This window comes from Actinacidiphila sp. bgisy167 (genome assembly GCF_965342175.1).
Taxonomy (GTDB): domain Bacteria; phylum Actinomycetota; class Actinomycetes; order Streptomycetales; family Streptomycetaceae; genus Actinacidiphila.
Window position 1 is genome coordinate 1 of the sequence record NZ_CBDRBL010000102.1, and the last position, 21,145, is coordinate 21,145.

20 protein-coding genes and 1 pseudogene are annotated in these 21,145 nt (G+C 70.9%); 10 read left to right on the forward strand and 11 right to left on the reverse strand.

Going from position 1 to position 21,145, the window contains the following annotated elements:
• Positions 1–314 precede the first annotated feature (314 nt).
• The 4 genes from ACRWND_RS27375 to ACRWND_RS27390 all read right to left on the reverse strand — a co-directional run bounded on the left by ACRWND_RS27375 (position 315) and on the right by ACRWND_RS27390 (position 5,146).
• On the reverse strand, positions 315–995 hold the full coding sequence (locus ACRWND_RS27375; protein ID WP_431953997.1) for a class I SAM-dependent DNA methyltransferase: 681 nt from the start codon (positions 993–995) through the stop codon (positions 315–317).
• Positions 996–1,122: 127 nt separating this feature from the next.
• Entirely contained in the window at positions 1,123–1,806 is a 684-nt protein-coding gene (gene fomD / locus ACRWND_RS27380; RefSeq protein WP_431953999.1) for a cytidylyl-2-hydroxypropylphosphonate hydrolase, read from the reverse strand.
• A gap of 117 nt (positions 1,807–1,923) precedes the next feature.
• Complete coding sequence (locus ACRWND_RS27385) at positions 1,924–3,333, reverse strand: class II fumarate hydratase (RefSeq protein WP_431954001.1); 1,410 nt, start codon at positions 3,331–3,333, stop codon at positions 1,924–1,926.
• A gap of 154 nt (positions 3,334–3,487) precedes the next feature.
• A complete protein-coding gene (locus tag ACRWND_RS27390) occupies positions 3,488–5,146 on the reverse strand; it encodes a fumarate hydratase (RefSeq protein WP_431954003.1) in 1,659 nt (552 codons plus the stop codon).
• Positions 5,147–5,286: 140 nt separating this feature from the next.
• On the opposite strand from ACRWND_RS27390, the gene ACRWND_RS27395 reads away from it, so the two are divergent.
• Positions 5,287–5,964, forward strand: coding sequence for a DUF1707 SHOCT-like domain-containing protein (locus tag ACRWND_RS27395; RefSeq protein ID WP_431954005.1), 678 nt, complete (start codon positions 5,287–5,289; stop codon positions 5,962–5,964).
• 224 nt (positions 5,965–6,188) lie between these two features.
• Positions 6,189–6,542 carry a WhiB family transcriptional regulator gene (locus tag ACRWND_RS27400; RefSeq protein WP_018561404.1) on the forward strand — a complete coding sequence of 118 codons (354 nt, stop codon included), beginning with the start codon at positions 6,189–6,191 and terminating at the stop codon, positions 6,540–6,542.
• An 81-nt stretch (positions 6,543–6,623) separates the two neighbouring features.
• Here ACRWND_RS27400 and glpX read toward each other — a convergent pair whose 3' ends face one another.
• A complete protein-coding gene (gene glpX, locus ACRWND_RS27405) occupies positions 6,624–7,667 on the reverse strand; it encodes a class II fructose-bisphosphatase (RefSeq protein ID WP_431954008.1) in 1,044 nt (347 codons plus the stop codon).
• A 121-nt stretch (positions 7,668–7,788) separates the two neighbouring features.
• Here glpX and ACRWND_RS27410 point away from each other — a divergent pair.
• Positions 7,789–8,070: pseudogene (locus tag ACRWND_RS27410) on the forward strand (zinc ribbon domain-containing protein); the annotation flags it as partial.
• Between the two features lie 197 nt (positions 8,071–8,267).
• A complete protein-coding gene (locus tag ACRWND_RS27415; RefSeq protein WP_431954010.1) occupies positions 8,268–8,804 on the forward strand; it encodes a DUF4245 domain-containing protein in 537 nt (178 codons plus the stop codon).
• Positions 8,805–8,873: 69 nt separating this feature from the next.
• Here the strand turns inward: ACRWND_RS27415 and ACRWND_RS27420 are convergent, their stop codons facing one another.
• The 3 genes from ACRWND_RS27420 to xseA all read right to left on the reverse strand — a co-directional run bounded on the left by ACRWND_RS27420 (position 8,874) and on the right by xseA (position 11,138).
• Positions 8,874–9,467, reverse strand: coding sequence for a malonic semialdehyde reductase (locus tag ACRWND_RS27420; protein WP_431954012.1), 594 nt, complete (start codon positions 9,465–9,467; stop codon positions 8,874–8,876).
• Positions 9,468–9,608: 141 nt separating this feature from the next.
• Positions 9,609–9,848 (reverse strand): exodeoxyribonuclease VII small subunit, encoded by a 240-nt coding sequence (locus ACRWND_RS27425; protein ID WP_431954014.1) that lies wholly within the window; start codon positions 9,846–9,848, stop codon positions 9,609–9,611.
• Between the two features lie 81 nt (positions 9,849–9,929).
• Positions 9,930–11,138 carry an exodeoxyribonuclease VII large subunit gene (gene xseA / locus ACRWND_RS27430; protein WP_431954016.1) on the reverse strand — a complete coding sequence of 403 codons (1,209 nt, stop codon included), beginning with the start codon at positions 11,136–11,138 and terminating at the stop codon, positions 9,930–9,932.
• Between the two features lie 447 nt (positions 11,139–11,585).
• Here xseA and ACRWND_RS27435 point away from each other — a divergent pair, with 447 nt between their 5' ends.
• Both ACRWND_RS27435 and ppgK read left to right on the forward strand, forming a co-directional pair.
• Positions 11,586–12,581 carry a 4-hydroxy-3-methylbut-2-enyl diphosphate reductase gene (locus ACRWND_RS27435; RefSeq protein WP_431954018.1) on the forward strand — a complete coding sequence of 332 codons (996 nt, stop codon included), beginning with the start codon at positions 11,586–11,588 and terminating at the stop codon, positions 12,579–12,581.
• A gap of 29 nt (positions 12,582–12,610) precedes the next feature.
• On the forward strand, positions 12,611–13,354 hold the full coding sequence (gene ppgK / locus ACRWND_RS27440; RefSeq protein WP_431954020.1) for a polyphosphate--glucose phosphotransferase: 744 nt from the start codon (positions 12,611–12,613) through the stop codon (positions 13,352–13,354).
• Between the two features lie 75 nt (positions 13,355–13,429).
• Here ppgK and ACRWND_RS27445 read toward each other — a convergent pair whose 3' ends face one another.
• Complete coding sequence (locus ACRWND_RS27445; protein ID WP_431954022.1) at positions 13,430–13,972, reverse strand: DUF6542 domain-containing protein; 543 nt, start codon at positions 13,970–13,972, stop codon at positions 13,430–13,432.
• A 190-nt stretch (positions 13,973–14,162) separates the two neighbouring features.
• On the opposite strand from ACRWND_RS27445, the gene ychF reads away from it, so the two are divergent.
• Complete coding sequence (gene ychF, locus ACRWND_RS27450) at positions 14,163–15,251, forward strand: redox-regulated ATPase YchF (protein ID WP_431954024.1); 1,089 nt, start codon at positions 14,163–14,165, stop codon at positions 15,249–15,251.
• 120 nt (positions 15,252–15,371) lie between these two features.
• On the opposite strand, the gene ACRWND_RS27455 is transcribed toward ychF, so the two are convergent.
• Entirely contained in the window at positions 15,372–15,764 is a 393-nt protein-coding gene (locus ACRWND_RS27455; RefSeq protein ID WP_431954026.1) for a DNA-binding protein, read from the reverse strand.
• The gene (locus ACRWND_RS27460) at positions 15,764–16,015 is read right to left on the reverse strand and encodes a hypothetical protein (protein ID WP_431954028.1); all 252 of its coding nucleotides are present in this window, start codon (positions 16,013–16,015) and stop codon (positions 15,764–15,766) included. The genes ACRWND_RS27455 and ACRWND_RS27460 overlap by 1 nt, the downstream gene beginning before the upstream one ends.
• A gap of 1,545 nt (positions 16,016–17,560) precedes the next feature.
• Between ACRWND_RS27460 and ACRWND_RS27465 the strand changes: the two genes are divergently transcribed.
• From ACRWND_RS27465 to ACRWND_RS27475, 3 genes are read left to right on the forward strand one after another with little or no spacing between them, the layout of a single operon-like run.
• Positions 17,561–19,144 (forward strand): CDP-glycerol glycerophosphotransferase family protein, encoded by a 1,584-nt coding sequence (locus ACRWND_RS27465; RefSeq protein WP_431954030.1) that lies wholly within the window; start codon positions 17,561–17,563, stop codon positions 19,142–19,144.
• A 9-nt stretch (positions 19,145–19,153) separates the two neighbouring features.
• Positions 19,154–19,864, forward strand: coding sequence for an IspD/TarI family cytidylyltransferase (locus ACRWND_RS27470; protein WP_431954032.1), 711 nt, complete (start codon positions 19,154–19,156; stop codon positions 19,862–19,864).
• A gap of 5 nt (positions 19,865–19,869) precedes the next feature.
• Positions 19,870–20,934, forward strand: coding sequence for an NAD-dependent epimerase/dehydratase family protein (locus ACRWND_RS27475; RefSeq protein ID WP_431954034.1), 1,065 nt, complete (start codon positions 19,870–19,872; stop codon positions 20,932–20,934).
• Positions 20,935–21,145: the final 211 nt, after the last annotated feature.

Consider the following 21,145-nt stretch of genomic DNA (forward strand, 5'->3'; position numbering starts at 1 on the left):
GCCCGCCGTCCCGCGCTTGCCACCGCCGCCCCGGCGGTCCCGGCGCGGGCGGTCACCCGGCGCGGACGGGACCGGGGGACGGCCGGGGGTCCGCGTCCCCGAGGGGGACACGACCGCCTCGGCGCCCGGCTCCCCGTCCGCGGGCAGCCTGAAGCCGCCCCGCGGATCCGGGGCCGGCCCGGTGTCGCCCGGACCTGCCGGACCGGCCGTCGTCCCCTGGACGGCGGCCTGCTCAGAAATGCGCTCCGTGCTCACGCTGGTCGTTCCATCCGGTCGGTTGCGCCACGTGCCGGGCACGTGGCGGGGCGGCCGCGTCAGGCGGGTCGTCGGCAGTGCAGGAAGAGCTGCCTCTCGGGCAGCACTCCGGTGGCGGGCGGCGCGTACGCGTAGGAATCCTCCTCGAGGATCACGAATCCCGCGTCGGTGACCACCTGGCGCACATCAGCCCGTGGATAACCCGATACCCGGATGATGTGACCGAGGAACGGAATCGCGACGTCGTCCCCGTCGCCCTCCACCATCGACAGACCGAACAACCCGCCGGGGCGGAGGAGGTCGTGGACCCCGCGCAGGGCCTGTGCGAGTTCGGCCCGAGGCAGCGTCACCAGCGAGGAGAAGGCCACCACGGCGTCGAAGCGGCCCAGGTCGTGCGGGCCGCCCGCGCCGAGCCGGCCCCCGGTCCACAGGTCCGCGATGCCGGCCTGGTGGAAGGCCGCCCGGGGCACGTGCCGCCGGGCGAGCGCGAGCGCTCCGGCGGAGAGGTCCACCCCCGTCACCTCGTGTCCGGCCTCCGCCATCTGACGGCAGGTCGGCAGCCCCGTGCCGCAGCCGAGATCCAGGACGCGCGAGCCCGCCGGGAGCCGCGCCAGCAACCGCCTCCCCGCGGCGACCCGGCCGTCCTCGCGCAGGAGGGCCTCGTCGTGACGGTCACCTATGGTGCGGAAGGCCTGGCCGGTGCGGTCCAGTTGTATGTCCTCGTAACCGCCGACTCCCACAGCCCGGGCCTCCCGTATGACCTTGGTGACTTAGCGTCAAACTCTAGTGTGAGCCTGTGTTTCGTGCAGCACTATGGGCCACGATCTTACGATTGGGGCAGGGGTGCACGGCAAGCCGCTCCCGGGGTCACCTTGCCGGACGGTCCCAGTCGACCGGAAGGGCCGGTACCGGCCACGCCGGATCCGGACGCCATTGCTCCCAGCCGTCCCGGAAGGGGATCCCCCAGGCGCCGATCACCTCGAGCGCGCGGCGCCCGGCCTCCCGCACCTTCCGCGCCGTGGCCGCCGGCATCAGGCCCGCGGACTGCGCCTGCGCGAACTCGTCCTCGTCCCGCCACTGCCAGCGGCGGTCCGGGGTGACGTGTATGTCCAGGAAGTGGTCCTCCGAGTCGACCCCGCCCGACCAGCGGTGCCGCGGCTCCTCCAGGTTCACGTACCAGTTCTTGAAGCGCCAGCCCTCGTCCCAGAACAGCCACACCGACCAGGGCTCGGCCGGGCGGGCGAGCTTCAGCACGCCCGTGCCCCACCAGCGGTCCACGCGTGTCGTGCGCGGCTTGAGATAGCGCGTCTCCAGCGGCTCCAGGTGGATCGGCGAGCCGTCCGCCAGCACCGGCCTGACGCACTCGGTACCGGGCGCCATCCACACCGCCAGCAACTCCGCGTCGTCATGGACCACGGTCACCGGACGGCAGATGTGCACCGCGTCGCTGCCATTGCCGCGGTAGCGCCACAGCACCTGCTCGCCGGGGGCCCAGTGGCCGGCGCCGCCGTCCCGGCCCGCTCCCTGGGAAAGAAGGATGTCCGCTGTCATGAACGGATCTTACGTACCCCGTGTCACGAACGCGTCACCCTTGCGCGGGACAATCGCCGCGCGGGCCGATCGCCGTGCCCGGCGGGGCGACGGCCTGCGCGGCGGCGCGACGCTGTCTCAGGGCCGGGTCATCCGCAGCACGTCCAGCGCCTCGTCCAGCTGCTCCAGGGTGAGCAGCCCGCGCTCGACATAGCCGGACTCCAGCACCACCTCGCGGATCGTCTTCCGCTCGGCCAGCGACCGCTTGGCGACCTTGGCCGCCTCCTCGTAGCCGATGTACTTGTTGAGCGGGGTGACGACCGACGGCGAGGACTCCGCGTACTCACGGGCCCGGGCCGCATGCGCCGTGATTCCGTCGACGGTGCGGTCGGCCAGCAGCCGGGAGACGTTCGCGAGCAGCCGGACGGACTCCAGGACGTTGCGGGCGATGACCGGGAGCATCACGTTCAGCTCGAAGTTGCCCGCGGCTCCCGCCGTCGTGATCGTCACGTCGTTGCCGATGACCTGCGCGGCCACCATCAGCACCGCCTCGGGGATCACCGGGTTCACCTTGCCCGGCATGATCGACGAACCGGGCTGGAGGTCGGGCAGGGCGATCTCGCCGAGGCCGGTGCGCGGGCCCGAGCCCATCCAGCGCAGATCGTTGGCGATCTTGGTCAGTCCCACGGCGATCGTCCGCAGCTGCCCCGAGGTCTCCACGACCCCGTCACGGGCGCCCTGCGCCTCGAAGTGGTCCCGCGCCTCGGTCAGCGGCAGCCCGGTCGACCGTGCCACCTCGGCGATCACCGCCGCGGAGAAGCCGGGCGGGGTGTTGATCCCCGTGCCGACCGCGGTCCCGCCCAGCGGCAGCTCCGCCAACCGCGGCAGCGAGGCCCGCAGACGCTCCACCCCGTACCGGACCTGGGCCGCGTAGCCGCCGAACTCCTGGCCCAGCGTCACCGGCGTGGCGTCCATCAGATGGGTGCGGCCGGACTTCACCACGTCCGCGAACTCCGCGGCCTTGCGCTCCAGCGAGGCCGCCAGGTGCTCCAGCGCCGGGATCAGATCGCCGGTCACCGCGGAGGTCGCGGCGATGTGCAGGGAGGAGGGGAAGACGTCGTTGGAGGACTGGCTGGCGTTGACGTGGTCGTTGGGGTGCACGTCCCGTCCGAGCCGCTCGCTCGCCAGGGTGGCGATGACCTCGTTGGCGTTCATGTTCGAGGAGGTGCCGGACCCGGTCTGGAAGACGTCCACCGGGAAGTGGGCGTCCCAGCGCCCCTCGGCCACCTCGGCGGCGGCCTCCTGGATCGCCGCCGCCACGTCCTGGTCCAGGACGCCCAGCTCCGCGTTGACCTTGGCCGCGGCCGCCTTGATCCGGGCGAGCGCCTCGATGTGGGCGCGCTCCAGCCCGCGTCCGCTGACGGGGAAGTTCTCCACGGCCCGCTGGGTCTGCGCACGCCACTTGGCATGGGCCGGTACGCGCACCTCGCCCATCGAGTCGTGCTCGATGCGGTACTCGTGCTCGTCCCCCGCGTCCTGTCCGGGCATGGCCGCCGTCCCTTCCCTCGCGCTCGTCGTCGGGCGTACCGGGTCCTTCCCGGGACGACCTCTTCGTAGGACAGCGGCGCGGCGGGTTTCATTCCTCCGGCGGGAACAGCGAGGCCCGGCGCCGTGCTCGCGGTGCCGGGCCTCGCCAGGAGGGTCAGGCGCCGGGGCGCACCGGGATGCTCGTGAACGTCGGCGCGGGCGCGGGGTCGCTGAAGAAGTCGTTGCCCTTGTCGTCGACGACGATGAAGGCCGGGAAGTCCTCGACCTCGATCTTCCAGACCGCCTCCATGCCGAGCTCGGCGTACTCGAGCACCTCGACCTTCTTGATGCAGTCCTGGGCCAGCCGGGCCGCCGGGCCGCCGATCGAGCCGAGGTAGAAGCCGCCGTGCTCGGCGCACGCGTCGGTGACCTGCTTCGAGCGGTTGCCCTTGGCGAGCATGACCTTGGAACCGCCCGCGGCCTGGAACTGCTCGACGTAGGAGTCCATGCGGCCGGCCGTGGTCGGGCCGAAGGAGCCGGAGGCGTAGCCCTCGGGGGTCTTGGCCGGGCCCGCGTAGTAGACCGGGTGGTCCCGCAGGTACTGCGGCATCTCCTCGCCCGCGTCCAGCCGCTCCTTGATCTTGGCGTGCGCGATGTCGCGGGCGACGACCAGCGGACCGGTCAGCGACAGCCGGGTCTTGACGGGGTACTTGGTCAGCTCCGCCAGCACCTCGTCCATCGGGCGGTTGAGGTCGATGCGCACGACGTCCTCGTCCGACAGGTGCTCGTCGGTGGTCTCCGGCAGGTACTTCGCCGGGTCGGTCTCCAGCTGCTCCAGGAAGACGCCCTCGGCGGTGATTTTGGCGACGGCCTGGCGGTCCGCGGAGCAGGACACGGCGATGGCGACCGGCAGGGAGGCGCCGTGCCGGGGCAGGCGCACCACGCGCACGTCGTGGCAGAAGTACTTGCCGCCGAACTGCGCGCCGATGCCGATCTTCTGGGTCAGCTCGAAGACCTTCTCCTCCAGCTCCCTGTCCCGGAAGCCGTGGCCGGTCGGCGAGCCCTCGCCCGGCAGCTCGTCCAGGTAGTGCGCGGAGGCGTACTTGGCCGTCTTCAGCGCGAACTCCGCGGAGGTGCCGCCGACCACGATCGCCAGGTGGTACGGCGGGCAGGCGGCCGTGCCGAGCGAACGGATCTTCTCCTCCAGGAACTTCATCATGGAGGCCTCGTTCAGGACGGCCTTGGTCTCCTGGTAGAGGAAGGACTTGTTGGCCGAGCCGCCGCCCTTGGCCATGAAGAGGAACTTGTAGGCGCCGCCGTCGGTCGCGTACAGCTCGATCTGCGCGGGCAGGTTGGAGCCGGTGTTCTTCTCCTCCCACATGGTCAGCGGGGCCATCTGGGAGTAGCGCAGGTTGAGCTTGGTGTAGGCGTCGTAGATGCCGTGCGACAGGGCCTCCTCGTCGCCGCCGGCCGTCAGAACGTTCTGGCCGCGCTTGCCCATCACGATCGCGGTGCCCGTGTCCTGGCACATCGGCAGGACGCCGGCCGCGGCGATGTTGGCGTTCTTGAGCAGGTCCAGGGCGACGAAGCGGTCGTTGGGGGACGCCTCGGGGTCGTCGAGGATCCGGCGCAGCTGGGCGAGGTGGGCGGGGCGCAGGTAGTGGGAGATGTCGTGCATGGCCTCGGCGGCGAGCGTGCGCAGCGCCTCCGGCTCCACCTTGAGGAAGGTCCGGCCGTCGGCCTCGAAGGTGCTGACGCCCTCGGAGGTGATCAGTCGGTAGGGAGTGGTGTCCTCACCGAGGGGGAGCAGATCCGTATAGGCGAACTCGGGCATAAGGGACATCCTCACTGGCGCTGCGTCACAGAAGCCCACCAAGCGTAGAACGAGTGCCGGGGGGCGGATGTGTGAGGTGGCCCTCACCGGCCGCTCGCCGCCCCTAGTCGCGATCTATCGCGTTTGTGTACGGTAGTCGGGTGGATGAGTCGTCGCTCCAGAAGCGTGAACAGCCCCCCGTGCGCCCCGTGGCCGAAGCCGACATCCGCGCGTCCGACGCGGACCGCGACGGGGTGGCGGACATCCTCCGCGACGCCCTCGCGGAGGGGCGTCTGACCACCGAGGAGCACTCCGAGCGGCTCGACGGGGTCTATGCGGCCAAGACCGTCGGTGAACTGGAGCCCTACGTCCGCGACCTGCCCGCGGGCCGCGCCGCGAGCGTGCCCGCACCGTCGCCGGAGGCGCGGAACTGGGTGCCCGACGGCTCCGGGGAGAACCCCAACCTGGTCGGCATCCTCGGCGGCGCCGAGCGCAAGGGCCGCTGGCGGGTCGGCTCGAAGATCAACGCCGTCGCCATCATGGGCGGTGTCGCCATCGACCTCACCGAGGCCACCTTCACCAGCCCCGAACTCGTCATCAACTGCACCGCCATCATGGGCGGCATCGAGATCAAGGTCCCCGAGAACGTCACCCTGCGCGGCGGCGGCGTCGTGGGCATCATGGGCGGTTCCGACGTGAAGGCGTACGAGGCGCCCGACCCGAACGCCCCGGTCATCAAGGTGCAGGGCTTCGCCTTCTGGGGCGGCGTCGAGGCCAAGCCGCGCCGCGGCAAGCGCGTGAAGAAGAAGGGGCCCGGTCCCGCCGAGCTCGACGGCTGACGATGCGCCGGGGCCCCAACTCCGGCCCGCGGCAAGGGGATCGGGAGGCGCGCGCCGGGGCGGCGGGCCCGACACGGTGCGCATGAACGCGCGCACAGCGGGTAGGGCAAGGAGACACGTCGCTCGCCGCAGCCCTCCTCACGCCGACAGACCCCTGGAGACGCACCGGCACCGCAGCGACGGGCAAGGGTGACACCAAGCCGAGCCGTCGTCAGGAGTATCCCGTGCTTCAACCGATCGAGCCCCCGGCAGCCTCCAGGTCCTCCCTGAGTCACCCACGGGACCTGGGCGGCCCATGGCACTCGGAGGCGGCGTGCCGCAGTGACGAGGCGGGTCTGTTCTTCGCGCCGTCGAAGGAGCCGACCGCGGCGCGGCTGTCCCGCGAGGAGGCCGCCAAGCGGGTGTGCGCCCGCTGCCCGGTGATGCTGGAGTGCCGTGAGCACGCGCTGCTGCAGCCTGAGCCCTACGGCGTGTGGGGCGGGATGACCGCCGCCGAGCGCAGGGTCGTGCTGGCCCGCCGCCGTCGCCGGGAGGCGGAGCTGCAGCGGCCCGGGACGCGGATCGCGGCGGCGGGCTGAACGAGCAGGCGGTCCGGGACCCCGCCGTCGCGGCGGGGTCCCGGACCGTGTGCGGCCGTGTGCGGCGCGGGCCGGGACGGCTCAGCGCGCGCGGTCGAAGTCGATGGTGCTGTAGGCGCGCAGCTTGGACAGGCGGTGCGTGGAGTCGATCTGGCGGATGGTGCCGGACTTCGACCGCACGACCAGCGACTGGGTGAGCGCCGTCTCGGCGCGGTAGCGCACCCCGCGCAGCAGCTCGCCGTCGGTGATGCCGGTGGCGACGAAGAAGACGTTGTCGCCCTTGACCAGGTCGTCGGTGTGCAGGATCCGGTCCAGGTCGTGGCCGGCGTCCAGAGCGCGCCGCTTCTCCGCCTCGTCCTTCGGCCACAGCCTGCCCTGGATGGTGCCGCCGAGGCACTTGATCGCGCAGGCCGCGATGATGCCCTCGGGGGTGCCGCCGACGCCCATCAGCAGGTCGACGCCGGTGCCGTCCCGGACGGCCATGACCGCGCCGGCCACGTCGCCGTCGGAGATGAACTTGATGCGCGCCCCGGTCTCCCGGACCTCCTTGACGAGGTTCTCGTGGCGAGGGCGGTCGAGGATGACGACCGTGACGCCCTCGGGGGCGATGCCCTTCGCCTTGGCGACCCGGCGGATGTTGACCGAGGGCGGGGCGGTGATGTCGACGTAGTCGGCGGCCTCGGGGCCGGTGACGAGCTTGTCCATGTAGAAGACGGCCGAGGGGTCGTACATCGCGCCTCGGTCGGCGGCGGCGAGCACCGCGATGGCGTTCGGCATGCCCTTGGCCGTGAGCGTGGTGCCGTCGATCGGGTCCACGGCGATGTCGCACTCCGCGCCGGTCCCGTCGCCGATGCGCTCGCCGTTGAACAGCATCGGTGCCTCGTCCTTCTCCCCCTCGCCGATGACGACGACGCCGTTCATCGACACGGTGGAGACGAGGGTGCGCATGGCCTTGACGGCCGCGCCGTCCGCGCCGTTCTTGTCGCCGCGCCCGACCCAGCGCCCGGCGGCCATGGCCGCGGCCTCGGTGACCCGGACGAGCTCCAGCGCGAGGTTGCGGTCGGGCGCCTCGGGCTTCACCTCGAGTTGCGGCGGCAGGTTGTGGTGTTCGTGCTGCTCGGTCATCGGGGCTCTCCTTCGTCGATACCCCCGGCTTCAGCCGGGGAAGGAAGCGAAGATCCAGGGGGCAGGGCAGGGATGGCCGGTTCGCCGCGAGGGCGGACCGGCGTCCGCCCTCTTCCAGAGGGCCCAGCGGTGCGGCCGCGAAGTGATCGCGGTCGACCGCTGGTTCCCGTCCTCCAGGCTGTGCTCCGCCTGCGGCACCTTGCAGGACACGATCCCGCTGAAGGTTCGCACCCGGACGTGCTGCTGCGGGACGACCCACGACCGGGACGTGAACGCGGCGGCGGACAGCCTGGCCGTCGGGCTGACGGTGTCTGTCTGTGGAACTGGTGCAAGACCTCAACGGAGCACTCCTCGCGGGCAGCGGGCGACGAAGCGGAAACCCCTACTACAGCGCGAGCCGTAGGACTCCCCTCCTCCAGGAAGGAGAGGAAGCCGAGGCGGCGCACCTTTCTGTGTACGAGGACGGCCGGAAAAGAGGGTGCTACGACCTTATCCGGACACCGCCAGAATGAGCAGGCCGCCCGTCACATGAGCGGTTCTCCCGCCGGGGGCGACCCCCGGGCGGCCGGACGCTCCGGGGCATGGGGGACGATAGGGGGCGTGGCAAAGAAGCGCGGCATGGAAACCCTGCGGGACATGGTGCTCTCGATGGCGGCGATCGGCGTCGTCGCCGGAGGCATCTGGCTCTTCATCCCGCACGACGAGAACCACGACCCCGTCAAGGCGGTCGGCTACCGGGTCGAGCTCGGCCAGGCCCGGCGCGACGCCCCGTACGAGGTGGCGGCCCCGGAAGGGCTCGGCAAGGAGTGGCGGGCGACCTCGGTGACGTACGAGTCCACCGACCCCGAGGCCGTGCGGTGGCACCTGGGCTTCGTCGACCCGGACAACGAGTACGCCGCCGTCGAGCAGAGCAACGAGGCCGCGCAGAAGTTCGTCGCCGCCAAGAGCCACGAGGCGAAGCGGGTCGGCACCCGCATGGTCGAGGGCGAGACCTGGCAGCGCTACGAGGGCCCCAAGTACGACGCGCTCGTGCGCGAGGAGGGCGGCGTGACCACGATGGTCACCGGCACCGCCCCGATGGACCGGCTCGCGGAACTGGCCGCCGCCCTGGAGGAGCGGGGCGGCCGGCAGGGCTGACGCGACGCCGCCGGCCCCCGGGTGGTGGGGCCGGCGGCAGCCGTCGTGCGGGCGGTGACGCCCTCGTCGTCAGACGACGCTGACGACCTCGTCGTACGCCAGGCGCGGTCCGCGCTCGCGCCAGGCGTTCTCGCCCGGCTTGCCGATGTTGACCACGGCCAGCACGGAGTGCTCGCCGTCGGGGAAGAACTCCTTGTCGATGGCCTCGGCGTCGAAGCCGGTCATCGGACCGGCGGCCAGTCCGGCCGCCCGCACGCCCAGGATGAAGTAGCCGACCTGCAGCGCGGCGTTGAAGGCCGCGGACGCCTCGCGTGCCGGGCGCTCGCCGAAGAGCACGTCCTTGGCCTGGGGAAAGGCCGGGAACTGCACCGGCAGGTGCTCGTGGAACTCGTTGTCGGCGGCCAGGACCGCCACCAGTGGCGCCGCGGCGGTCTTCGCCCGGTTGCCCTCGTTCATTCGGTTCACCAGGCGCTCGCGGGCCTCGGGGGAGCGCACCAGCACGATGCGCAGCGGCTGCTGGTTGTAGGCGGTGGGGGCGTACTTGACCAGGTCGTACACGGCCTGGATCTGCTCGTCGGTCACCGGCTCGTCGGTGAAGGCGTTGGCGGTCCGTGCGTCGCGGAAGAGGAGGTTCTGCGCGGCGGCGTCGAGGGAGAGCGTCATGGGGTACCTCTGCGGGGGATAACGGGCAGCGCCCTGGGGGAGGCGCGTCGGAACACTCGCCTCACTATAGATGAAAATTCAACTTAATCTTCAACTATTCCGGTGAGGCGGCTCACGCCGCCCTGCGCTCCGCTCAGCCGGTCACCCCTCCTCCACGGCCCCCGGCTCCTGCCCGGCGCCGCCGGACTCCTGCGCCAAAGCCGCGTCCAGTCGGGCGCGGGCGCCCTCCAGCCACTCGCGGCACACCTTGGCGAGCTGCTCCCCCCGCTCCCACAGGGCAAGGGACTCCTCGAGCGTGGAGCCTCCGGCCTCCAGACGGCGAACGACATCGACGAGCTCGTCGCGGGCCTGCTCATACCCCAACGTGTCCTGATCAGCCATGGCACCAGCCTAGAGCCGCCCTCCGACACAGCGGCCGGGCGCGCGGCGCGCACCCCCGGGGGACGGCCGGCGCCCCCGCGGTCAGCGCGTGACGCGGACGGCGAACTCGCCCTCCGCCACCCGTGCGCGCAGCTTCTCCTCCTCGGCCACCTCGTCCGCGGCGCGCACGACCTGCCCGTCCTCGCGCTGCAGCACCGCGTATCCCCGCTGCAGCGTCGCGGCGGGGGAGAGCGCCAGCACCCGGGCGCGGGTGTGCGCCAACTCGTCGTCCGCCCGATCCAGCCGGTGCAGCAGATGGCGGCGGGACCGCTCCAGCAGGGCGGCGACCTGCTCCTCGCGCTCGTCCACCATCAGCCGGGGCCGCGCCATGCACGGCCGGCTCACCGCCGCCGCCAGCCCGCGCTCCTCCCGGTCCAGCAGCCCGCGCATCACGCGCAGCGACCGCTGCCGCAGCTGCTCGACCCGGGCCAGCTCCTCGCCCACGTCCGGCACCACGCGCTTGGCCGCGTCGGTCGGCGTCGAGGCGCGCAGATCGGCCACCAGGTCCAGCAGCGGGGTGTCCGGCTCGTGCCCGATCGCCGACACCACGGCCGTACGGCACTCCGCGACCGTCCGCACCAGCCGCTCGTCCGAGAACGGCAGCAGATCCTCCACGCTGCCGCCGCCCCGCGCCACGATGATCACGTCCACCTCGGGGTGCGCGTCCAGCCCGCGCACCGCCTCGATCACCTGCGGCACCGCGTACGCCCCCTGCACGGGCACGTTGCGCACCTCGAAGCGGACCGCGGGCCAGCGCAGCCGCGCGTTCTCCAGCACATCGCGCTCGGCGGCCGAGGCCCGGCCGCACACCAGGCCGATCAGCTGCGGCAGGAACGGCAGCGGCCGCTTGCGCTCCGGCGCGAACAGGCCCTCGGCCGCCAGCCGCTTCTTCAGCTGCTCCAGCCGCAGCAGCAGGTCGCCCACGCCTATCGGGCGGATCTCCGCCGCGCGCAGCGACAGCTGGCCGCGCGGCGCGTACCACTCCGGCTTGGCCTGCACGACCACCCGGGCGCCCTCGCCCACCGCCCCGTCCAGGGCGTCGAAGACCGCCCGGCGGCACGTCACGCTGAGCGAGATGTCCTGCGACGGATCGCGCAGCGTCAGGAACACCACGCCCGCCCCCGGGCGCCGGGACAACTGGGTGATCTGCCCCTCGACCCACACCGGGCCGAGGCGGTCGATCCAGCCGCCGATCAGCCGGGACACCTCGCCGACCGGGATCGGCGTCTGCGCGGACGTGTTCACAGCCATACGCCGAGACTAGTCCCCGCCACGGACAGTGACGCCCCGCGCGGCCGACCCGGATGGCCCACCCCCCGCTGTCCCCCCGCGGCACCGCCGCGCAGGCTGGGGGCAACGGCGCCGGCGAGCCGGCGTCACCGACAGGCCCTGGGAGGTCCCATGCGCCGACCCGGCCGGCACGGCTGCCCCCCGTCCGAACGCCCGCCGCGCGTCCACGCAGGGTTCCGCGTCGGGCGCCACGGCCCCGGCTGCGGCTGCTTCGCCTGCCTGCCCCTGGCGGCCGTCCTCGGCGCCGGGTGGGCGCTCGCCGTCCGCCGCGCCGTCCGGGGCCTGCGGCGCGGCCGCTGAGCGCGGCACTCGCCGGCCGTCGCGGTGGTGCGCCGGGACGCTTCCGGCCCCCGTCAGAGCCACCCGGGGCAGCGGTGGGGGGCCGTCCGCGCCCCGTACGATGGGCCCATGACCGCTACGACTTCCCGCCGCGTCCTGCTCGCCGCCCCGCGAGGCTACTGCGCGGGTGTGGACCGCGCAGTGATCGCCGTCGAGAAGGCCCTGGAGCAGTACGGGGCCCCGATCTACGTCCGTCACGAGATCGTGCACAACAAGTACGTCGTGCAGACCCTGGAGCGGAAGGGCGCGATCTTCGTCGAGCGGACGGAGGAGGTGCCCCCGGGGTCGATCGTGATGTTCTCCGCCCACGGCGTCGCCCCGGTCGTCCACGAGGAGGCCGCCCAGGGCCGCCTCGCCACGATCGACGCGACGTGCCCGCTGGTCACCAAGGTGCACAAGGAGGCCGTGCGCTACGCCGCGGAGGACTACGACATCCTCCTGATCGGCCACGAGGGCCACGAGGAGGTCATCGGCACCTCCGGCGAGGCGCCCGACCACATCACCCTGGTCGACGGCCCGGACGACGTCGCGAAGGTCGAGGTCCGCGACCCGTCCAAGGTCGTCTGGCTCTCCCAGACCACGCTCTCCGTGGACGAGACCATGGAGACCGTCGACGCGCTCAAGGAGAAGTTCCCGCTGCTGCTCTCGCCGCCGAGCGACGACATCTGCTACGCCACGCAGAACCGCCAGCTCGCCGTGAAGCAGATGGGCGCCGACGCGGACCTGGTCATCGTGGTCGGCTCGCGCAACTCCTCCAACTCCAAGCGCCTGGTCGAGGTCGCCAAGCTGGCCGGCGCCCGCGCCTCGTACCTGGTGGACTTCGCCGACGAGATCGACGAGGCGTGGCTGGACGGCGTCTCCACCGTCGGTGTCACCTCCGGCGCCTCCGTGCCCGAGGTGCTCGTCGAGCAGGTGCTGGAATGGCTCGTCGCCCGCGGCTTCGAGGACGTCGAGATCGTCAAGGCCGCCGAGGAGACGATCATCTTCTCGCTGCCCAAGGAGCTCCGCCGGGACCTGCGCGCCGAGGCGGCCGAGCTGCTGCGGGGCGGCGCATCCGAGGGGTGACCGGCCGTGCCACGTCGTAGCGTTGGGGCATGAGCGTTTTCGGTGTGGACATCGGCGGATCGGGCATCAAGGGCGCCCCGGTCGACCTCGGGCGCGGCGAGCTGGCGGAGGAGCGCTTCAAAGTGCTCACTCCCCACCCCGCGACCCCCGACGCCGTCGCGGAGTGCGTGAAGCAGGTCGTCGACCACTTCGGGTGGACGGGCCCGGTGGGGGCCACGTTCCCCGGAGTGGTGACGCACGGCATGACGCGCACGGCGGCGAACGTCGACAAGGCCTGGATCGACCTGGACGCCGCCGGGCTGCTGTCCCAGAAGGCCGGCTGCGCGGTGACCCTGCTCAACGACGCCGACGCCGCGGGCCTGGCCGAGATGGAGTACGGCGCGGGCCGCGGCCGCAAGGGCACGGTCATCGTCCTCACCCTGGGCACGGGCATCGGCAGCGCCGTCTTCCTCGACGGCGCCCTGCTGCCCAACACGGAGCTGGGCCACCTCGAACTGCACGGCCACGACGCCGAGAAGAAGGCGTCCACCAAGGCCAAGGAGGACGAGGGCCTCAGCTGGGAGCACTGGGCCAAGCGCCTCAGCAAGTACCTCACCCACGTCGAGCAGCTCTTCTCGCCCGAGCTGTTCATCCTCGGCGGCGGGGTCAGCCGCAAGGCCGACAAGTTCCTGCCGCTGATCTCCGGCGTCAGGGCCGAGATCGTGCCGGCCGCGCTGCAGAACAACGCGGGCATCGTCGGCGCGGGCATGGCGGCGGCCGCCGTCCGCTCCTGACCGCGCGCCCTCCCCTTCCCGGGTACCCCGGGTCTCCGGGCCCCGGGGACCCGGAGACGGGGCCGGCGGGGGCGCTCAGCGGCGCCGTTCCCGCATCACCAGGGCCACCTTCCGCGCGGCCGCGATCAACGCGGCGCCGACCGTGCCCCCGTACAGCCAGCCCGTCAGGGTGGCGAGCCCGGTCAGCAGGCCCATCACATGGCCGGTGAAGCCACCGCCGCCGTCGGCGGTCACGGCCAGCGCGACGGTGAAGGCGATGGGCGCGCTGACCGGCGCCGCGGACAGGTCGTACGGGCGCACGAACATCCCGGCGGCCAGGCAGGCCAGCAGGAAGACGACCCCGAAGAGGGTGCCGGGCTCACCCGTGATCAGGGAGTCCGCGGCGCCGCCGGCGAGCGCCGTCAGGGTGAGGAAGACGAAGGTGCCGAGTCCGGTCAGCCGCGGCTCCGCCCGGCGCAGCCGGGCCAACCGGAGAGGTAGCGGCCGCCGGGGCGGACCGCCCCGGACGGCTGTCGCGCCCTGCGGCCGGCGCGGCCGGCGCACCGGCCGCGGTGTCGGGGAGGCGGCGGTGGGGGCACCGCTGTTCTTGGGGGGTGTGCGCGCGCTGTGTTGCTCCACGCACACAACGTAGGCTCCGGGGAGGGGGTAAACGTGGGCAGGACACGACTTTTCACCGCCTCAGGGGGCCGCTCAGGGCGCGGCCGCCCCAGGGGCCGGCGCGTTCCGTAGACTGGTGGACCGGTCCGCCGTCCGCCCTGCCCGGGCGCCGCGGGCCACGTCACCCACACTCGCTACGGGAAGTCGTCACGTGTCGCTCACGATTGGAATCGTCGGCCTGCCGAACGTCGGCAAGTCGACCCTGTTCAACGCCCTGACCAAGAACGACGTGCTGGCGGCCAACTACCCGTTCGCCACGATCGAGCCCAACGTCGGCGTGGTCGGCGTCCCCGACCCCCGCCTGGACAAGCTGGCCGAGATCTTCGGCTCGCAGCGCAAGCTCCCGGCGACCGTGGACTTCGTCGACATCGCCGGCATCGTCCGCGGCGCCAGCGAGGGCGCGGGCCTGGGCAACAAGTTCCTCGCGAACATCCGCGAGTCCGACGCCATCTGCCAGGTCATCCGGGCCTTCGACGACCCGGACGTCGTCCACGTCGACGGCAAGGTGTCGCCCAAGGACGACATCGAGACGATCAACACCGAGCTGATCCTCGCCGACCTGCAGACCATCGAGAAGGTCCTGCCGCGGCTGACCAAGGAGGCCCGCCTCCAGAAGGACAAGGCGCCGGTGCTCGCCGCCGTCCAGGAGGCCCAGCAGATCCTCGAGGACGGCCGCACCCTGTTCTCCGCCGGCATCACCGCCGGGACCGAGAAGGGCCGGCTGCTGCACGAGCTGCACCTGCTGACCACCAAGCCCTTCCTGTACGTCTTCAACGTCGACGAGGACGAGCTGGGCGACGAGGCGTTCAAGGCCGAGCAGCGCGCCCTGGTCGCCCCGGCCGAGGCGATCTTCCTCAACGCGAAGATCGAGTCCGAGCTCATCGAGCTCGAGGACGACGAGGCGCTGGAGCTGCTGCAGTCCATGGGCCAGGACGAGCCGGGCCTGGCCACCCTCGCCCGGGTCGGCTTCGACACCCTCGGCCTGCAGACGTACCTCACCGCGGGCCCCAAGGAGGCCCGCGCCTGGACGATCAAGAAGGGCGCCACCGCCCCCGAGGCCGCCGGTGTCATCCACACCGACTTCCAGAAGGGCTTCATCAAGGCGGAGATCGTCTCCTTCGACGACCTCGTGGAGACGGGCTCCATCCCCGAGGCCCGCGCCAAGGGCAAGGCCCGCATGGAGGGCAAGGACTACGTCATGCAGGACGGCGACGTCGTGGAGTTCCGCTTCAACGTGTGACGTCTCGTCAAGAACTGTGCCCGACCCGCCTGTTGGTAGGCCGGGCGCTCGCGTCTGCCCGCGTGGAGTCCTTGCCCTGTGACGTGGGGCGGCGGCAGGTCTGGTCGGCGTCAGGCTGCCTCAGACCTTGACGACTTCCACGGAAGGGCCGCACAGGAGTGTCAGGTCCCCGGGGTCGGACGTGAGGACGGTGACCGGCCGGGGTGCGTTGCGGGCGATGACGGCGAAGGCGGCATCGATCGCGCACTTGTGACCGTGGAGGTGATGGGCGCGCAGAAGCGCGGCGGCCTGGTCGGTGACCTCATTGGTGACGCCGTGAACGTCGACGCGGGAGAGGACCCACTTGATGCGGGCGGGATGGATGCGCTCGTAGTCGGCCTCGAGGGTGGTCATGGCGCTGGTGGCGACGCGGACACCCTCTTCCGATGCCGCTTGGACCAGAGCCACGACGGTGCGGTCCTTGCGGTAGAGCTTCGAGAGTCCTTCACCGTCGAGCAGGAGCGTGCCGGGCATCAGGCGGCGGCCCCGCCGGTCTGTCGGTGGTCGTGACGCAGCAGCGCCCTGGCGGCCTCGACCTCCTCGCGGGTGAGGGCTTCGTTGTCGGTCTCGAAGTCGGCGACGATCTCCCGGAGCTTGTCCATGGCGACTCTCTGTTCGAGAGCCTCGGCGACGTAGGCGGAGAAACCGCCGGGTCCGACATGGGCGCGTACGGCCTCGGCGAGATCCTCGGGCAGACTGACCGAATACTTCCTGCTACCGCTCATGGTGCTGATCCTACCGACGGTCGTAAGTTCCGGGGTGTGAATGACCGCCCCGAGGTTCGGTCGTTCCGCATGGAGCTGCGAATGTCCGGCGGGGCCCGGTGGGGGCGGTGGGAAGATGCGGGGAGTGCCGGAGAGGGGCGGGAAGCGTGGGGCGTGGCGAGAGGCGCTTCGGCCCGGTACGTGCCGTCGCCGTGGCGGCGTGACGGCCGAGTCCCGCCATGCCTGGCTGACGACCACGGAGGGCACGTGGATGTCCCGGCCCAGACGTGGCCGTCGGGGCGACTTCGGGAGGACGAGACGCCCGGTGAGGCCGCAGCCTGAGCACCTGGGCGAAGGCCGCCGTGGTTTCTGATTCCTGTGTGGCGCGACGGAGCCGCGTCTCGGGGCGACTCGTCCTCAGCGGTTGTTATGCGCGCCGATCAGACCCGCCACGCGACGCATGGCGATGGGGCGACTACCCAGCGAAGCGGAATCCCCCGGAAACGCGCGCGGCTGCTCTCCCATGGCCCCCCAAGATCGCGCCGATCGAGCCGCACAACAGCTCGCAGGACTGCCGAACCGCGACTGACCAGCAGCGTTGGCTCTGTCCGACGAGTTCGCGGGGGCCGCGGCGAAAGGGCGAGGGCTAGACCTGTTACCCGAGACGATTAGTATGCATGTCTCATGCGGACCGGCTGCGGTGCGGCGGGTCGAGTGAAAGCTCGCTGACGCATGATTCTGAAACGGAGTTCGAAACGATGGAGTGTGCGCGCTGAGACCGCTGCAGCGGATGCGCCATGCCCTCATCGGAGGCTGGGTGAGTGCGTCATGATCACGGTTTGCCGCGGACGGGACGTCCCCCGCGCTGCCGCCGTCGTGTGCGCGCTGTCGCCTGGCCGAGCGCGTCCGGCCGGGGAGTCCCGGCCGGTCCACCCGTGTGTCCGACGACACGGATGTGTCCGACGACACGGCGGTGATCGGGTGGTGGCACGGCCGCGACGCTCCCGCCATGATCCACCCTCGCCCTGTTCCCACTTCCCGACCGGGCCGGCGCCACCGGGACCCGCCGCTCGCCGCATGGCCCGACCTGCCCCAGCGCATCCCGTACGTGGCAGATCCTCCCCGTGATTCGCCGCAACTGACGTCGCTCGCCGAACCGTCCGGAATCCGAGCACAGGCACCGGCGCGGTAGGCTCCCTTGCCGTCACGCTGGCCTCGATGGAGCGTCAGCTCACGGGCTTCGCACCGGCCCGCTGCGTCCATCCGACGGAAGGGCGGCCCTCCAGGCCGAACTCTCCACCTGCGCCCGGCAACGGAGCCGTGCGGCAGGTCGCGCAAGGTGATCGAGCGGCGACAACAACCCCATCACGTTCGAAGAGCACACGTAGTTGTACGACGTTTTACGGATAGCCGCACGGCGATTTCACGGACCAAAGGATAGCGATGGCGCATTGTTCGATAGCGGAGATCTCCTGGGAGCGGGTTCACCTTACTCTCACGGTGGTCGTCACCGGGGATGCTACCCCTCCCCGGTTCCTTATCGTCGATAATGAACGCGAATTCCCGGTGAAGTCTCGGCAAATAGCCGCTGACACGTACGCGCTGGAAATCAACGTCACCAACTTCCAGGGACGTGGCCAGGTGCCCAACGGCACGTGGCGAATCGTTCCTGTGGTCGGCGACGAGCGGCTTCCGGCTGCCGACATCGACCTCAGCGACACGGAGCGGCTGGACGCGGACTCCCGCACCTTCCTCTACGACCGCAACCGTGTCGCGTACGTGATCGCGTTCGGGATCTCCGACGACGACGAGCACCCCGACTTCCTGATGCGGACCTACCAGCTGTTCCGCAAGGCGGCGCCGGCCAAGCCGGGGACGGGTCCGAAGAAGCCGCTGGGGAGGCGCCTCGGCCTGTGGGTCCTGCCCCGTGCGCGGCGCCGCAAGCTCGCGAACCAGTTCTACGACCTCGCGCGCCGCCTGAACCCGCCGCGCGGCAACCGCATCCTGTTCGCCTCCGAGATGCGTCCCAAGATCGGCGGCAACCTGGCGCGCGTCCACGACCGGATGGTCGAGCGGGGTCTCGACAAGAAGTATTCCTTCCGCTACTCGTTCCGGATCCCGGACACGGCCACCAAGTGGAACACGCTGCGCGTCATCTACCTCCTCGCGACCTCGGACGTCGTGCTGATGGACGACTACTTCGGCCTGCTCGGACAGCTGGGCATCTCGCCGAAGACCAAGATCATCCAGCTGTGGCACGCCGGAAGCGGCTTCAAGGCGGTCGGCTACAGCCGGTTCGGGCGCTACGGTTCGCCGAAGCTGTCCAACGCCCACCGCAAGTACACCTACGTGATCACCGGCTCCAAGCACCTGGTGCCGACGTACGCCGAGGCTTTCGGCATCGAGGAGTCGGCGGTCATACCCACCGGCCTGCCCCGAATAGACACGTTCCTCGACAAGGAGCGTTCCGCGAAGGTCGTCGAGGATTTCTTCACGGCCAATCCGAACCTCCGGGGCAAGAGGATCATCCTTTTCGCGCCGACCTTCCGCGGGAAGAGCATCGGCGACGCGCACTACGATTACAACCGCATCGATTTCGCCAAGCTCTACGAGGCCTGCGGCGACAAGTCCGTCGTGCTGTTCCGCATGCACCACTTCATCACGGATCCCGTGCCGATTCCCGCGGAATACTCCGACCGGCTGCTGAATTTCGCGTCGTTCCCCGACACCAACGACCTTCTGCACGTCACCGACGTGCTGATCACCGACTACTCCTCGGTGATCTACGAGTACTCGCTGCTCGACCGGCCGATCCTCTTCTACGCGTACGACAAGGACCGCTACTCGGTCGTCCGCGGATTCCACCGCGACTACGACGAGGTGGCCCCCGGCAAGATCTGCCTGACCTTCGACGACCTGCTCAAGGCCCTGCAGGACGAGGACTACGACCTCTCGAAGCTCGAGCAGTTCCGGCAGGAGAACGTCGACTACGTCGACACCAACTCGGCGGATCGCGTGATCGACTGGCTGGTGCTGGGCGACCCCAAGGACAGCGGCAGTGGCGACGCCGGCCAGCAGGCGTGGCTCGCGCCCGTCTCAGATGACAACGCGGTGGGCGACCAACCGCTCAGCGACCAGTCGGAGGTATGAGCTGTGAATGTGGCGTTGCTTTTCGCCGGCGGTATCGGGTCGCGGATGAACACCCGCGCCCTCCCGAAGCAGTTCCTGGAGATCCACGGCAAGCCGGTGATCATCCACACCCTCGAGCACTTCGAGGCGCACCCGGACATCGACGGCATAGCCATCGCGATCCTCCCCGAGTACCGCGAGCACATGACGAAGCTGCTGAAGCGGTACGAGATCGAGAAGGTCCGCTGGATCGTCGACGGCGGCAGCACCGGTCAGGAGTCCCGGCACAACGGCCTGAAGGCGATCGCCGCGGACTGCCCCGAGGACACCGTCGTGCTGATCCACGACGGAGTGCGACCGCTGATCGACGCGAAGCTGATCAGCGCCAACATCGAGATGGTCCAGGAGCGCGGCTCCGCCATCACGTGCACCAAGTTCAACGAGACCGTGGTCTCGAGTGAGCAGGAGCACATCGACGACGTGATCCCGCGCGACCACATCTACGCCGCCCAGGCCCCGCAGAGCTTCCGGATCGGCGAGATCCTCTCGCTGTACGACCGGGCGGTCGCCGATGGTGAGCACGACAGCATCGACTCGTGCTCCCTCATGCACCGGTACGGTCACAAGATCTACCGGGTGGTCGGTCCCCGCTCGAACATCAAGATCACGACGTCCGAGGACTTCTACCTGTGCCGGACGTTCTTCGAGATCATCGAGAACCAGCAGATCGTGGGTACGTGACTTCAGTGAGCACCATCTTCAGTTCGGTCGTGGCGCACGACCTTGACGAGATCCTCGACCGCGACCTCCCGTGGAACGAGCTCGCCGGCAGCACCGTGCTGGTCACCGGTGCCAGCGGCATGCTGCCGTCGTACGTCGTCCACACCCTGCTCGCCCTGAACGACCGGCACGGGATGGGCATCACCGTCCACGGTCTGGTGCGGAACAGGGAGAAGGCCACGCAGCTGCTCGCGGACCTGCTGGACCGTCCGGACTTCCACCTGATCGTCCAGGACGTGTCGGATCCGCTCGAGCTGCCCGGTCCTGTGGACTACGTGATCCACGGGGCGAGCGCGGCGCGGCCCGCCCTGCACGGCAGCCAGCCGGTCCTGACGATCAAGGCGAACCTGCTCGGCACCTTCAACCTGCTCGACCTGTGCGTGGCGAAGGCCAGCCGCGGGTTCGTGCTGATGTCCTCGGCGGAGGTCTACGGCGCCCAGCCGCCGGAGACCGAGCTCATCGGCGAGCAGAGCTACGGCGGCTTCGACATCCTCAACCCGCGGGCCTGCTACGCCGAGGGCAAGCGCGCCGCGGAGACGATCTGCGCGACCTATCAGGCGCAGTACGGCATCGCGAGCCGCGTCGTCCGGTTCGGTCATGTCTACGGGCCGGGGATGGCCCTCGACGACGGCCGTGTGCAGGCCGACTTCGCGGCGAACGTGGTGGTCGGCAAGGACATCGTGCTCAACAGCGACGGTTCCGGCGTGCGGACCTACACCTACGTGGCCGACGCCATCGCCGGACTCTTCTATGCGCTGCTGCGCGGCGACGAGACGGCCTACAACGTGGCGGACCCGGCCGGTCTGGTCTCGATCCGGCGCTTGGCGGAGCTGTTCACCGAGGTGCGCCCGGAGCGCGGCCTCCAGCTGCGGTTCACCAACGAGTCCGACGCGCGCTCGTACAGCCTGACCAAGAAGCAGGGTCTGGACAGCGCGCGGCTGACAGCCCTCGGCTGGCGCCCGGTCGTCGATCTGCCGGACGGGCTCAACCGCATGGTGACCCACCTGGAGTCGTCCACCCAGGCGTCCTAGCGGGCCCGGCGGACCCCGCCGCCTGCCGCGCGCACTCTGAGCCGCAGCGGGCTGCGGCGGGCCGCGGCCGGTGAGCCGTCCGGGGACGGACGGACGGCCGGCGGGGCCCGCCCCCGCGACGCGACCGACGGAAAGAGGCCGGAGCCCTGGGGCTCCGGCCTCTTTCGTTCACGGCCGCGGGTGGTGGGGGGGGGGGGGGGGGGGGGGGAGG

What these genes read in the sequence shown, in the direction of transcription:
- ACRWND_RS27385 (WP_431954001.1), bottom strand. Translation starts at nt 3,333, where the DNA reads ATGCCCGGACAGGACGCGGGGGACGAGCACGAGTACCGCATCGAGCAC.
- ACRWND_RS27390 (WP_431954003.1), bottom strand. Translation starts at nt 5,146, where the DNA reads ATGCCCGAGTTCGCCTATACGGATCTGCTCCCCCTCGGTGAGGACACC.
- ACRWND_RS27420 (WP_431954012.1), bottom strand. Translation starts at nt 9,467, where the DNA reads ATGACGCTCTCCCTCGACGCCGCCGCGCAGAACCTCCTCTTCCGCGAC.
- ACRWND_RS27460 (WP_431954028.1), bottom strand. Translation starts at nt 16,015, where the DNA reads ATGAGCGGTAGCAGGAAGTATTCGGTCAGTCTGCCCGAGGATCTCGCC.
- ppgK (WP_431954020.1), top strand. Translation starts at nt 12,611, where the DNA reads ATGAGCGTTTTCGGTGTGGACATCGGCGGATCGGGCATCAAGGGCGCC.
- ACRWND_RS27435 (WP_431954018.1), top strand. Translation starts at nt 11,586, where the DNA reads ATGACCGCTACGACTTCCCGCCGCGTCCTGCTCGCCGCCCCGCGAGGC.
- ACRWND_RS27455 (WP_431954026.1), bottom strand. Translation starts at nt 15,764, where the DNA reads ATGCCCGGCACGCTCCTGCTCGACGGTGAAGGACTCTCGAAGCTCTAC.
- ACRWND_RS27425 (WP_431954014.1), bottom strand. Translation starts at nt 9,848, where the DNA reads ATGGCTGATCAGGACACGTTGGGGTATGAGCAGGCCCGCGACGAGCTC.
- fomD (WP_431953999.1), bottom strand. Translation starts at nt 1,806, where the DNA reads ATGACAGCGGACATCCTTCTTTCCCAGGGAGCGGGCCGGGACGGCGGC.
- glpX (WP_431954008.1), bottom strand. Translation starts at nt 7,667, where the DNA reads ATGACCGAGCAGCACGAACACCACAACCTGCCGCCGCAACTCGAGGTG.
- xseA (WP_431954016.1), bottom strand. Translation starts at nt 11,138, where the DNA reads ATGGCTGTGAACACGTCCGCGCAGACGCCGATCCCGGTCGGCGAGGTG.